The sequence below is a fragment of the Elioraea tepida genome, from assembly GCF_019203965.1.
In the GTDB taxonomy this organism is placed as follows: domain Bacteria; phylum Pseudomonadota; class Alphaproteobacteria; order Acetobacterales; family Acetobacteraceae; genus Elioraea_A; species Elioraea_A tepida.
The window spans coordinates 1,048,397-1,060,267 of the sequence record NZ_CP076448.1 but is presented as its reverse complement, the minus strand read 5'-3'; the positions used below and the strand labels follow the sequence as shown (position 1 = coordinate 1,060,267).

The 11,871-nt window shown below is 71.0% G+C and carries 11 protein-coding genes and 2 pseudogenes; 6 read left to right on the top strand and 7 right to left on the bottom strand.

The genetic code is table 11. The annotated features are described in order from the left end of the window. Positions 1-15: 15 nt before the first annotated feature. From KO353_RS05105 to KO353_RS05095, 3 genes are read right to left on the bottom strand one after another with little or no spacing between them, the layout of a single operon-like run. Positions 16-699: a DUF599 domain-containing protein gene (locus KO353_RS05105; RefSeq protein WP_218286648.1), complete on the bottom strand. Its 684-nt coding sequence runs from the start codon at positions 697-699 to the stop codon at positions 16-18. 17 nt (positions 700-716) lie between these two features. After that, on the bottom strand, positions 717-1,253 hold the full coding sequence (gene tssD / locus KO353_RS05100; RefSeq protein ID WP_218286647.1) for a type VI secretion system tube protein TssD: 537 nt from the start codon (positions 1,251-1,253) through the stop codon (positions 717-719). A gap of 35 nt (positions 1,254-1,288) precedes the next feature. After that, positions 1,289-2,509 (bottom strand): NADP-dependent isocitrate dehydrogenase, encoded by a 1,221-nt coding sequence (locus KO353_RS05095; protein ID WP_218286646.1) that lies wholly within the window; start codon positions 2,507-2,509, stop codon positions 1,289-1,291. Between the two features lie 180 nt (positions 2,510-2,689). Here KO353_RS05095 and KO353_RS05090 point away from each other — a divergent pair, with 180 nt between their 5' ends. Together KO353_RS05090 and KO353_RS05085 are read left to right on the top strand one after the other, a co-directional pair. Further along, positions 2,690-5,731 carry a PAS-domain containing protein gene (locus tag KO353_RS05090; RefSeq protein ID WP_218286645.1) on the top strand — a complete coding sequence of 1,014 codons (3,042 nt, stop codon included), beginning with the start codon at positions 2,690-2,692 and terminating at the stop codon, positions 5,729-5,731. Then, entirely contained in the window at positions 5,728-5,943 is a 216-nt protein-coding gene (locus KO353_RS05085) for a hypothetical protein (protein ID WP_218286644.1), read from the top strand. The genes KO353_RS05090 and KO353_RS05085 overlap by 4 nt, the downstream gene beginning before the upstream one ends. Positions 5,944-6,067: 124 nt before the next feature. Here KO353_RS05085 and KO353_RS05080 read toward each other — a convergent pair whose 3' ends face one another. After that, positions 6,068-7,054 (bottom strand): MBL fold metallo-hydrolase, encoded by a 987-nt coding sequence (locus KO353_RS05080; protein WP_218286643.1) that lies wholly within the window; start codon positions 7,052-7,054, stop codon positions 6,068-6,070. A gap of 272 nt (positions 7,055-7,326) precedes the next feature. Here KO353_RS05080 and KO353_RS05075 point away from each other — a divergent pair, with 272 nt between their 5' ends. Genes KO353_RS05075 through KO353_RS05060 form a run of 4 tightly spaced genes read left to right on the top strand, consistent with a single transcriptional unit; the run spans position 7,327 to position 10,847 of the window. After that, positions 7,327-8,337 carry a TRAP transporter substrate-binding protein gene (locus KO353_RS05075; RefSeq protein ID WP_218286642.1) on the top strand — a complete coding sequence of 337 codons (1,011 nt, stop codon included), beginning with the start codon at positions 7,327-7,329 and terminating at the stop codon, positions 8,335-8,337. An 8-nt stretch (positions 8,338-8,345) separates the two neighbouring features. After that, on the top strand, positions 8,346-8,810 hold the full coding sequence (locus tag KO353_RS05070) for a TRAP transporter small permease (RefSeq protein ID WP_218286641.1): 465 nt from the start codon (positions 8,346-8,348) through the stop codon (positions 8,808-8,810). Further along, positions 8,807-10,087: a TRAP transporter large permease gene (locus tag KO353_RS05065; RefSeq protein WP_218286640.1), complete on the top strand. Its 1,281-nt coding sequence runs from the start codon at positions 8,807-8,809 to the stop codon at positions 10,085-10,087. Before KO353_RS05070 ends, KO353_RS05065 begins: the two co-directional genes overlap by 4 nt. 16 nt (positions 10,088-10,103) lie before the next feature. Then, on the top strand, positions 10,104-10,847 hold the full coding sequence (locus KO353_RS05060; RefSeq protein ID WP_218286639.1) for a maleate cis-trans isomerase family protein: 744 nt from the start codon (positions 10,104-10,106) through the stop codon (positions 10,845-10,847). On the opposite strand, the gene KO353_RS16680 is transcribed toward KO353_RS05060, so the two are convergent. The 3 genes and pseudogenes from KO353_RS16680 to KO353_RS16670 all read right to left on the bottom strand — a co-directional run. Beyond that, on the bottom strand, positions 10,825-11,082 hold the full coding sequence (locus tag KO353_RS16680; protein ID WP_268906212.1) for an isocitrate/isopropylmalate family dehydrogenase: 258 nt from the start codon (positions 11,080-11,082) through the stop codon (positions 10,825-10,827). The genes KO353_RS05060 and KO353_RS16680 overlap by 23 nt on opposite strands. A 40-nt stretch (positions 11,083-11,122) precedes the next feature. Then, positions 11,123-11,470: pseudogene (locus KO353_RS16675) on the bottom strand (isocitrate/isopropylmalate family dehydrogenase); the annotation flags it as partial. Positions 11,471-11,562: 92 nt separating this feature from the next. After that, a pseudogene (locus tag KO353_RS16670) lies at positions 11,563-11,790 on the bottom strand (isocitrate/isopropylmalate family dehydrogenase); the annotation flags it as partial. Positions 11,791-11,871 lie beyond the last annotated feature (81 nt).

Here is an 11,871-nt window from a genome sequence, read left to right as displayed (position 1 = left end):
GCGCTGCCGCCGCGGTCAAGGCCGCGAGCGCATCGCCTCGTTCACGACCGAGCGGAACTCCCTCCGGTGCAGCTCCGCAAGCACCGCGAGGCTTGCCGCGATCAGGGCGACGGGGTGGATGATCCAGGCGAGCGCGGCGAGCCCGAAATAGTAAGCCCGAAGCCCCGTGTTGAAATGCCGCGCGGCACGGTTGGCGATCTTGGCCGCCATCTCGGCGCGGGCGAAGGCGTCGTCATCGGCCGTCGCGCCGATCCCGCCCATGATGATCTGGGCGTAGTTGAACTGGCGGATCGACCAGGTGAGCGCGAAGAAGGCCTGGATGAAGATGAGGATCAACAGCCCGACCTTGATCTCCCACAGGAGCTCGGTCCCGGTCGATGTGAAGGGCAGGGCGCCGACGACGCGCAAGCCGAGGTCGGAGGCGCCGAGCATGGCGACGAGGCCGCCCAGGATGAAGATCGCCGTCGTGGCGAGGAAGGTCGCCGACGACATCAGGTTGCCGATGATGATGGCATCGACGACGCGCGGGTCGCGCGTCACCATCGCCCGCATCCAGCGGCGCCTGTGCTCGTCCATCGCCGCGATCACGCTTCTCGCCCGGATCGCGGGCACGCGGTCGACCACCGTGGCGTAGCCGACCCAAGAGGCGACGAACACTGCAAGCGCCACGAGATCGAGCGGCGAGAACGGGCCGAGCATCGACGCCGCGCGAGGGGTCAGCGACGCCGCAAGGGCCGGGCCGGCGCTGCGGCGCCTCGACGCGTCCCAGGTCGCCGCGCTGCCGCCCCCGTCCCGATCATCGCCGTCGTGGCGGTCGGAACGTGCTCGAGGTCGAGGCCGGAGCAGGAGAGCGTCACCTCCTCGAGCGGCGGCAGCGGCAGCAGGCTCGCCGGTTGCGCATCAAGCCCGATAACGCGTCGCAGCCCGACCACACGCGCGCCGTGGAGCCGCACCCGCTGAAGGATCGCCTCGATCCCCTCCTCGGTCGTGCGCACGAACTCGAACGTGACCTCGGTCAGCGTCTCGCCGGTGGCAAGCGCGGCGAGCAGGAACGGGCTCGCCGCGCCCCAGGCACGGGTGAAGCGCACCGGGCCAGCTACAGCCCGTGCCGCCGCGCGCCCGCGTGAGCCGTCCGGCACGCTGCTCGACAGTTCGAAGGCAAGGCCGACCAACTTGCCCTCGTGCGGCGAGGGCGCCTCGCCGGGGAAGGCGCCCTGACGCGCGCCGACGATCCTCACGTAGAAGGGGTACATCCAGGGCGTCGCCTGCTCCGCCCGGGCCTGTCAGCCTACCAGGCGGCCATCGCCGCCTTGAGGTTGGCGTCGATCTTGTCGAGGAAGGCCTGGGTGTTTAGCCAGGGCTGGGTCGGCCCGATCAGCATCGCGAGGTCCTTGGTCATGAACCCTGCCTCGACCGTCTCGATGCACACCCGCTCGAGCGTGGTCGCGAACCGCTCGACCTCGGGCGTGCCGTCGAACCGGCCGCGATAGGCAAGCCCCCGCGTCCAGGCGAAGATCGAGGCGATCGGGTTGGTCGAGGTCTCGCGGCCGGCCTGGTGCTCGCGATAGTGGCGGGTGACCGTGCCGTGCGCCGCCTCGCTCTCCACCGTCTTGCCGTCGGGGGTGAGCAAAACCGAGGTCATCAGCCCGAGCGAGCCGAACCCTTGGGCGACGATGTCGCTCTCGACATCGCCGTCGTAGTTCTTGCACGCCCATATGTAGCCGCCGCGCCACTTGAGCGCGCAGGCCACCATGTCGTCGATCAGGCGGTGCTCGTAGGTCAGGCCGCGCTTGTCGAACTCGGCCTTGAACTCGCGCTCGAAGACCTCCTGGAAGACGTCCTTGAAGGTGCCGTCATAGGCCTTGAGGATCGTGTTCTTGGTCGAGAGGTAGACCGGGAAGTTGCGCATCAGGCCGTAGTTGAAGGTGGCGCGCGCGAAGCCCTCGATCGAGGCGACCGTGTTGTGCATGCCGAGCGCCACGCCCGGGCCCTTCATGTCGATCACCTCCATCGCGAGCCCGGGCGTGCCGTCGTGCGGCGTCCAGGTGATCGTGACGCTGCCGGGGCCAGGGATCTTGAACTCGGCCGCCTTGTAGATGTCGCCATAGGCATGGCGGCCGATCACGATCGGCTTGTCCCAGTGCGGCACGAGGCGCGGCACGTTGCGGCAGATGATCGGCTCGCGGAAGATCGTGCCGTCGAGTATGTTGCGGATGGTTCCGTTCGGGCTGCGCCACATCTTCTTGAGCCCGAACTCCTTCACCCGCGCCTCGTCGGGCGTGATGGTCGCACATTTGACCGCGACGCCATATTGCTTGGTGGCGTTGGCGGCATCGACGGTGACCTGGTCGTTCGTCCTGTCACGATTCTCGATGCCGAGATCGAAATATTTCAGGTCGATGTCGAGATAGGGAAGGATCAACTTCTGCTTGATGAACCCCCAGATGATGCGCGTCATCTCGTCCCCGTCCATCTCGACGACGGGGTTCTTCACCTTGATCTTCGACATCGCCTCTCGTCTCCGGAACGCGCATTGGCTCGAGGCGCCGGCTCCGGCGCGGCGGCACCATAGGTAGGCGGCACGCCCCGGGCAAGGCACAGGCCCGCACACCTGCCCCGGTTGTTGCGCCACGCCGGCCTGCCCGGCAGAGTGGCAGGCGCTGAGGCAGCGAGGCATGACGCGCGACCGATGACCGGTCAGGGTCAGACAGGAGCGGCCGCGGCGGCGCCGGCGGCGACGCCGCCCTCCGTTGAGGAGGCGGCGCGTCCGGCCTCGGCGCGGGCGCTCGCCCGGCTCCTGCGCCGCTGGCCGACGTCGCTTGGGCTTGTCGCCGCAGGCGCGCTCGCGATCGCCGTGCTGTGGGTCGGCGTGATCGGCCAGCTCGCCGCCGCGAGCGAGGCGCAGCGCGAGGAGGCGGCCCGGCTTGCCGCCACCACCGCCGCCACGCTCGATGCCCATGCGCGTCGGGTGTTCGGTATGGTGCACGCCCAGCTCGCGGCCGCGCGCGACCAGCTTCTGCGCGAGGCACCCGGCGAACCCCCGGCCGTCTCCGCCGATGCGCTGTTCGGGCGGCTCCGCCAGATCGATGAGGCGGTGGCGCAGGTCCTGCTCGTCGGGGCCGACGGCGTCGTCGCCGGTGCAGCCCCGCTCGCCCCGCGTGGGCTCGTCGTCTCCGGCGACCGCGACTTCTTCCTCGCGCTCGCGTCCGGCGAGGGACAGCGGCCCTATGTCAGCCGGCCCTTCGCCAGCCAGCTGAACGGCCGGATCTCGATCGCCGTTCCCGCCCGGCTGACGCGGCCCGACGGCGCCTTCGCTGGGGTGATCGCCGCGGAGCTCGACCCGGTCGATCTGCTGCGACCGGTGATCGACGCCGAGCGCGAGACCGGACTCGAGCTCGCCCTCGTCGGCACCGACGGTGTGGTGCGCGCCTCCTCCGGCCCGCTGCTCGGCGAGGTGGGCCAGGACATCGGCGCCTCGCCGCTGTTCCTCGGGATGCGCGCCGCCCCCCGCGGCACGCTCGTCGTGGCCGCACCAGCGGAGGCGGAGGCAATGCTGCACGTCTCCTTCCGCCACGTTCCCGAGGTGCCGCTGATCGCGGTCGTGGCGATCCCGGAGCGGGTGATCAGCGCGGGCATCACCCGGCGCTGGCTTGCCACGCTGGTCGCCGCGGGTGGCATCACGCTCGCCCTCGCCGCGCTCGTCGGCGCGCTGTTGCTCGAGGTCGGCCGCCGCGCCCGGCGCGAGGCGGAGCTCGCGCGCGAGCGCGTCGTGCTCGAGGAGGCGAACCGCGAGATGGCGCGCGCCAAGCGGCTTGCGGACGAGAAGTCGGCCCTGCTCGAGACGACGCTCGCCAACCTTTCCGATGGCGTGACGGTCTTCGACGCGAGTTACCGCCTCGTGACCTGGAACGACCGGCTCGAGGACCTCCTCAACCTGCCGCCCTCGGTTCTGTTCGAGGGGGCGAGCTACGAGAGCATCATCCGTGCCCAGGCGGCTGAGGGCGAGTTCGGCTCGGGCGACATCGAGGCCGAGGTGCGCCGGCGCCTCGACATGGTCCGCGCCGGCTCGTTCGGCATCTACGAGCGGACCCGGCCGGACGGGCGGGTGATCGAAGCGAAGCGCACCGGCCTGCCGGGCGGCGGCTTCGTGACCGTCTATACCGACATCACGCCGAGGCGCCGCGCCGAGGAGGAGATGCGCCGCGCCCGCGAGATCGCCGAGGCCGCCTCGGCTGCGAAGTCCAGCTTCGTCGCGGTCGTCAGCCACGAGATCCGCACGCCGATGAACGCGGTGATCGGCACTCTGGGCCTGCTCGTCGACACGCCGCTCGACCCGGAACAGCGGCGCTATGTCGAGACGGCGCGGGAGAGCGCCGAGCACCTGCTCGCCATCATCAACGACATCCTCGACCTCTCGAAGATCGAGGCGGGCAAGCTCGTGCTCGAGCCGTCGGATTTCGCGCTCGCGCCGCTCGTTGCCGGCGCGGTCGAGCTGTTCCGGCCGCAGGCGCGCGAGCGCGACCTCGACATCGCGGTCGAGATCGGCGCGGGCGTGCCGGCCGCTCTGCGCGGCGATTCGGGCCGGATCCGGCAGATCCTCCTCAACCTGATCTCGAACGCGGTGAAGTTCAGCCGGAGAGGCCAGATCGCTGTCTCTGTCACCGTCGCTGGCGGGCGGAGGGACGGGTCGCGCACGCACCTCCTTCGCTTCGCCGTCGCCGACCGCGGCCCTGGCATCCCGCCGGAGCAGCGCGCGCTCCTGTTCCAGCCGTTCTCGCAGCTCGAGGGACCGGATGCCCGGCGCACCGGCGGAACCGGGCTCGGTCTTGCGATCTGCCGCCGCCTCGTCGAACTGCTCGGCGGCACGATCGGCATCGACGCGCGTCCGGGAGGGGGCAGCGTCTTCTGGTTCATCCTCGAGCTGCCGGAGGCCGAGGGGGCGCCCGAGCCGCAGGCCGAGCCCCTCTCGCTCGTTCCCGTCCGCCGCGCCCGGGTGCTGCTCGCGGAGGACAGCCCCGCCAACCAGCTCGTCGCGGCAACGCTCCTGCGCAAGGCCGGCCACCACGTCGACGTGGTCGGCAACGGCATCGAGGCGGTCGAGGCGGTGCGCGCCCGCCCCTACGACGTCGTCTTCATGGACATGTTCATGCCGGAGATGGACGGGCTCGCCGCGACGCGCGAGATCCGCTCCCTGCCGGGGCCGGCGGGCCGGGTGCCGATCATCGCGCTGACGGCAAACGTTCTTGCGGGCGACCGCGAGCGTTTCCTCGCCTCCGGCATGAACGGCGTGCTCGCGAAGCCGTTGACGGCACGGATGCTGAACGAGGCGCTGGCGCGGCAGTTGCCGCACGGCCCGGCCGAGCCGCCGCCTTCCGCCATGCCAGGCGGCATCGACGAGGACCATTTCGCCCGGCTTCGCCGCGGCCTCTCCCCTGACACGCTCGCGATGCTGATCGGCGCCTGCATCGACGAAGTGAAGAGCCGCGCCCGCTCGCTCGAGAGCGCGGCGGCGTCAGCCGATCTTGTGATGCTGCAGCGCGAGGCGCATGCGCTGCGCGGCGGGGCTGCGAACTACGGCCTGCGCGAGCTCGCCGAGCGTGCCGGCGAGATCGAGGCCGCCGCCCGCGAGGGCCGCGGCCAGGAGGCGATCGCGCTCGTGCGGACGCTCGCCGAGGTGCTGGACCGCGCGATCCTGGCCTTGAAGGCGCAGAGCCCGGCGAAGGCGGGATGAGCGCGGCAGGCGATTCGGCCCGGGCCGCGGCGCGGGCGCTGGCGAAGAGCCTCGACCGCGCGACCTATGCCGGCTATGTCGCCGGCTTCGAGGCGGCGCGCGACGCGGCCGCCCGCCTCGCCCGCGGTGCACAAAACGAGGCGCTGGCGGAGGCCATCGCCGCGCTCAGGCCGCTTCCCGATCGTGGCCGCGAGGAGGAGGGCAGGGGATGAGTCGCGAGGTGGTTCTCTGCCCGCACTGCGAGGAGCCGACGCTGCCGAACCCTCTCGCGGACGGAACGGTCGTCTGCTCCTGCGCCGCGGAGCGTGAGCTCGGCGGCGCAGGAGGCGTCGATGCTCAGAGGTCGGTGCCCCAGGGGGCCGGATACCACCCGAAGCCCTCGCCCTCGGCGGCAACATGGCCGACACCCGGGAAGGGGAAGTGGTAGGCGACGATGCCCATCCGCTCCTGCGCGAGCATCCGCAAGACCCGAAGCCGAGACTGGGCGGAGAGCCGCGGGTCGGTGTCGAAGGCGAACTCGATCTGCGGCCGGCGCAGCATGATCACCTGGTGGTGCGCGAGGTCGCCGATGAACATCGCCCGCGACTTGCCCGACTGGATGGCATAGACGGTGTGGCCCACCGTGTGCCCCGGCGCGGAGACCGCGATCACGCCCGGGACGACCTCCTTGCCGTCCTCGACGAAGGTGATCCGGTCACGCACCGGCAGGAGGTTGCGCCGCGCTCCCTTGACGAAATCGCCCAGCCAGCCTTGAGCGTTCTGCCGGTCCTCCGCCGTCCAGAAGTCGAAATCGGCCTTCGAGATGAAGATCTGCGCGTTCGGGAAGTTCGGCTTGCCGTCGGCGCCAATGATGCCCCAGCAATGGTCGATGTGCGCGTGGCTGATCACGACCGCATCGACCTGCTCGGGCTGCAGGCCGGCCGCCCGCATGTTGGCGAGCAGGAGCCCGGTGCCGAGGCCGAACGGCCGGGTGACGCCGACGCCGCTGTCGAACAGGATGAGCTGCCGACCGGTGTTGAGGAACAGGCAGTTCTGGTCGAGCGTCAGCGCATTGGTCGGCAGGAAGTTCGACCGCAGGAGGGACGTCAGGTCGTCGCGCGGGTGCTGCGGGAAGCCGCCCGCGGGCTCGCCGAGCGCGAGCGGCCCGTCCTGAACGACGGTGGCCTCGAACTCGCCGATCCGCAAGCGATACCAGTCTGGCGCGCGGATGCCGGTGATCGGCGCCGCTGCCTCCGCGCGGCCGAAAAGTGGCAGCGCCGCGGCGGCGCCGAGCGCGCCGAGCGCGGCGCGACGGGAGAGGCTCACGGGAGAGGTCTCGTGCATCGGTTTCCTCGCATCGTTTGCTGGTTCTGGCGCCGTGGGGGGCGGCGTCCCCCGGCAGACGGTAGCATGAACGCGGCCGGGTGCACGCCCCCCGTGCGGCCCGATCACCTTGGCCGATGCCGAACACACAGGCGGCAGGTGCCGCCGCATGCGGCATCGCCCCCTCACGCCGCACGCCGAAGGCCGCCCCCTCGCATGGCACGGCGGCTGCATCCACACGCCACGCGCTCCGGCCGCCCGGCCGGAGCGATCCTGATCGGAGCCGACACGCCATGACCCTCCGGCGCCGCAGCGCCCTCGCCGCCCTCGCCGCCGCCCCGGCCGCTCTCGCCGCCCCGGCGGTGTTCGGCCAGCCGGCCACACGGATCAGGATCGCCGGCAACTGCGCGACCGAGCACTCCTCCTCGATCGCCATCGAGGGCTTCAAGGCCGAGGTGGCGCGGCTCTCCGGCGGGCGCATGGAGGTGGACACCTTCCCCGCGATGCAGCTCGGCGGCGCGCAGGAGAACGTGAGCCAGGTGCGCGCCGGCACGCTTTTGATGACCTGGGTGGGCATGGCGTTCCTTTCCCGGACCGTTCCGGAGCTTGAGGCGATCAGCCTGCCGTTCCAGTTCCCTTCCCGGGAGGCCGCCTTCAAGGTCGTGGACGGCCCGGTCGGCGAGCTGCTCGATCAGCGCATGGCCGACAGGGGGTTCATCTCGCTCGGCTTCATGGAGCTCGGCTTCCGCCATGTGACCACGGCCGCCAAGCCGATCCGCAGCGTCGATGATCTTCGCGGGCTCAAGATCAGGCTTCAGCCGAACGAGACCCATCTCGCCACCTTCCGCGCGCTCGGCGCCAACCCGGTGGCGATGGACATCCGCGAGCTCTACTCGGCGCTGCAGCAGCGCGTGGTCGATGGCCAGGAGAACCCCTACGCCATCATCCTCGCGAGCCGCTATTTCGAGGTGCAGCGGCACCTGACCAACACCGGCCACTTCTTCGACTTCATCTCGGTCGTCGCCAATCGCCGCGGCTTCGGCGCGCTGTCGGCCGAGCAGCAGGGGATCATCCGCACCGCGATGGGCAGCGCGATCAAGGCGCAGCGCGAGCTCGCGGCGCGCACCGACGGCGAGGCGCTCGCCGCCCTGCAGGCCCGTGGCATTCAGTATGACCCGCTTCCGCCTTCGGAGCTTGCGCGGATGCGCGCCCTCACCGCCGGCGTGGTGGACGGGATCAAGGCGCGGATCGGCGCCGATCTGGTCGATCGCGTCCAGGCCGAGGTCGCCCGCGCAGGCGCCTGACCGGTGCCGTGGACCGGCTGCTCTCCCTGATCGACCGGGGCATCCGCGCCGTCCTCGTCCTCGTCGTCGCCGTGATGGTGGCCGTGGTGTTCGCGCAAGTCGTGGCGCGCTACGGCCTCAACGCCTCGATCGGCTGGGCGGACGAGATCGCGCGGCTCGCCTTCGTCACCACCGTGTTCCTCGGCATCGCGGTGGCGGTGCGCGCGCGTGCCCATATCGCCATCGAGCTCGCGGCCGCCATGCTGCCTGCCGCCGTCGCGCGGGCGGTTCGACGCCTCGTGCTCGCAGGCGCTGCGGCGTTTGCCGCGATCGTCGCCTGGCAGGCCGGCCTGATCGCCGCCGAGCAGTGGGACGAGCGGATGATCTCGGTCGAGCTTTCCTCGGGCTGGTTCCTCGTCCCGGTGGTGGTCGGCATGGCGGTCTCGGCGCTCAACCTCGCCGCGGCGGTCGCCGGGGAGCGGGGGCGCGCATGAGCCTCTCCGTGATGCTCGTGTTCCTCGGCGCCGCCCTGATCGGCATGCCGCTTGCGTTCGCGCTCGGCCTCGGTGCGGTCGCTGGCGTGCTCGAGAGCGGCTTCCCGCTGAACATGCTGCCGACGCGGATGATGAACGCGGTGAACGCCTTCCCGCTGATGTCGATCCCGTTCTTCGTGCTTGCAGGCGAGCTGATGCTGAAGGCCGGCATCATGGAGCGGCTGATCGACCTCGCCAACGCCGCGATCGGCCGCGTGCGCGGCGGGCTCGGCCATGTGACGGTGCTCGCGGGCATGGGTCTCTCCACCGTCTCGGGCGCTGCGGTGGCCGATGCCTCCGCCCTCGGCTCGACCATGCTCCGCCCGCTCGAGCGTCACTACGGCAGGGGCTTCTCCGCCGCGGTGATCGCGGCTTCGGCCAATCTCGGCCCGATCATTCCGCCCTCTGGGGCGATGATCGTCTATGCCTACATGGCGGGCTCCACGGTCTCGGTGGGCGGGCTGTTCCTTTCGGGTGTCATCCCGGGCCTGTTGCTCGTCCTCGGCATGCTCACGATGTGCTCGGTGATCGCCCACGCCCGGGGCCTGCCGCTCACCGGCGAGGCGTTCAGCGCGCGTCGCGTGCTCTCCGAGCTCAGGCGCTCCTTCATCGTGCTGATGATGCCGGTGGTGGTGATCGGCGGCACTGTCGGCGGCGCCTTCACCGCGACCGAGGGCTCTGCCGTCGCGGTGGTCTATGCGCTCGCGGTCGGGTTCCTCGTCACCCGCCGGCTGAGGCTGGCCGATCTTCCGGAAGCGATCGGCGCGACGGTGGTCACCACCGCCGTGGTCGGCGCCATGATCGCCTTCGCCTCCGCCGTCACCTACATGCTGACGATCGACCTCTTTCCGCAGAAGCTCGCCGCCTGGCTGAAGGGGATCACCACCGACCCGCTCACCTTCATGGCGCTCGTCGCGGTGGTGCTTGTGGTCGTCGGCTGCTTCCTCGAGAGCAATGCCGCCTACATCATGCTCGTGCCGCTCCTGCACCCGATCGCGGTCGACTACGGTGTGGATCCGCTGCATTTCGGGTTCCTGTTCGTGTTTAACCTCGTGATCGGCATGCTGACGCCGCCTGTCGGCGTGGTGCTGTTCGTCGTCTGCGGGCTTGCGCGCATGCCGGTGGGCGAGATCGCGCGGCATGTCTGGCCGTTCGTTGCGTTTCTGTACGGGCTTCTTGGCGCCTGCATGCTGGTGCCCGGGCTTGTGCTGTGGCTGCCGCGGGCGGCCGGGTTCTGAAGAAGGGGAAGTTACGATGGTGGATGCGATGGGCTACACGCACCGGCTCGGGGTGATCACGCCTTCGGGCAATGTGGTGGTCGAGCGGGTGACGACCGCACTGCTTTCGGCCGTGCCGGGCGTGTCAGCGCACTATGCGCGGATCGCGGTTCGTGGCGCGGTCGATCCGTTCCCGGACAGCTACGACATGGACGGGATGCTCGCCGCCGCGCGCCTGCTCGCCGACGCGAAGCCCGACGTGATCTTCTGGAACGGCTCGAAGGGCGGGGCCATCGGGCTTCAGCATGACCGCGCCCTTGCCGACGCCATCACCGCCGAGACCGGCATCCCGGCCACCACCTCGATGCTCGCGCTCGCGGTGGCGCTGCGCGGCCTCGGCGCGCGGCGGATCGGCCTCGCGACACCGTTCACGTCCGCCTACCAGCAGCGGCTTGTCGCCGAGTTCGCCCGCTGGGGCTGCGAGACGGTGGCCGAAACCCACGCGGGGCTTGCCGACAATCTCTCCTACGCCTCCGTTCCGCTTGCCGAGATCGCCGCCCAGCTCGACGCGGTGGCGGCGTCGCGGCCGGAGGCGATCCTCTCCGTCTCCACCAATTTCGCAGGCGGGCTTCTCGCGGCGGAGGCCGAGCGTCGCCACGGCATCCCCGTGCTTGATACGACCACGGTGCCGCTTTGGTGGGTGCTGAGGACGCTCGGGCACGACACCGCGCCGCTCGCCGAGCGCTGGGGGAGCGTGTTCAGCCGGAAGCTGCCGGCCTGAGCCGCTCCGCCACCGCCGCGGCCGCGGCGACCGTGCCGGCGCTTCCGCCGATGTCGGGCGTGGAGCGGCCGTCGGCGAAGGCGCCATCCACTGCCTCGGCTAGCTCCGCCGCCGCATCGGCGAAGCGCGCTCCGGCGCCGCGCGCGCCGAGCCACTCGAGCAGCATCGCCGCCGAAAGCAAGCTGGCGGTCGGGTTGGCAAGGGCCGCGCCCGGCGATGTCGGGAGCGGAGCCATGCGCCGGCTGGAACACGGCATGGCTGTCGCCGATATCGGCCGACGGCGCGAAGCCCATGCCTCCGACGAGACCGGCGGCAAGGTCGGAGAGGATGTCGCCGAACATGGTCTCGGTCGGCAGCACGTCGAAGTCCCAGCGGCGCCGGACGAGGTCGAGCGCCATCGCATCGACGTAGTGGGTCGCGTAGGCGACGTCAGGGTGCGCGCGCGCCTGCTCGTCGAACACTCGTCGCATGAAGGCGAAGGCGCGGAACACGTTCGCCTTGTCAACGAGCCTGACCTCGCCGCGTCGGCCGCGCACCCGCGCGCGGTGCTCGGCGAGCCGGAAGGAGAAGCGTGCCAGACGCTCGGTGCTCGCGCGGGTGATCCGCAGCGTCTCTTCGGCCATGTCGGTGACCCTGCCGCAGCCGCGCGAATGGAACAGCCCTCGGTGCTCTCGCGGACGATCACGAGGTCGATCCCCCGCGCGCGGGGGGCGGCGAGCGCCACCGGCACGCCCGGGATCGCGCGCACGGGGCGGACGCCGGCGTAGAGGTCGAGCCGGGCGCGAAGCTCGAGCTGGGGCGCGAGCTCCGTTCCGTCCTCGACACGTATTCCCGGCCAGCCCATTGCGCCGAGCAGGATCGCATCCGCCGCAGCGGCGCGACGGAACGTCTCCTCGCTCATCGCCGTTCCGGTGTCGCGATAGCAGAACGCCCCGGCGCGCAGGTGCTCGAAGCGGAGCCCGATGCCGTGGCGCGAGACGGTCGAGCACCGGCAGCGTCGCCGCGATCACCTCCGCGCCGATGC

Coding starts and splice junctions, on each gene's coding strand:
- KO353_RS05075 (WP_218286642.1), top strand. CDS start 7,327: ATGACCCTCCGGCGCCGCAGCGCCCTCGCCGCCCTCGCCGCCGCCCCG.
- KO353_RS05085 (WP_218286644.1), top strand. CDS start 5,728: ATGAGCGCGGCAGGCGATTCGGCCCGGGCCGCGGCGCGGGCGCTGGCG.
- tssD (WP_218286647.1), bottom strand. CDS start 1,253: ATGTACCCCTTCTACGTGAGGATCGTCGGCGCGCGTCAGGGCGCCTTC.
- KO353_RS05080 (WP_218286643.1), bottom strand. CDS start 7,054: ATGCACGAGACCTCTCCCGTGAGCCTCTCCCGTCGCGCCGCGCTCGGC.
- KO353_RS05095 (WP_218286646.1), bottom strand. CDS start 2,509: ATGTCGAAGATCAAGGTGAAGAACCCCGTCGTCGAGATGGACGGGGAC.
- KO353_RS05090 (WP_218286645.1), top strand. CDS start 2,690: ATGACCGGTCAGGGTCAGACAGGAGCGGCCGCGGCGGCGCCGGCGGCG.
- KO353_RS16680 (WP_268906212.1), bottom strand. CDS start 11,082: ATGGCTCCGCTCCCGACATCGCCGGGCGCGGCCCTTGCCAACCCGACC.
- KO353_RS05065 (WP_218286640.1), top strand. CDS start 8,807: ATGAGCCTCTCCGTGATGCTCGTGTTCCTCGGCGCCGCCCTGATCGGC.
- KO353_RS05105 (WP_218286648.1), bottom strand. CDS start 699: ATGCTCGGCCCGTTCTCGCCGCTCGATCTCGTGGCGCTTGCAGTGTTC.
- KO353_RS05060 (WP_218286639.1), top strand. CDS start 10,104: ATGGTGGATGCGATGGGCTACACGCACCGGCTCGGGGTGATCACGCCT.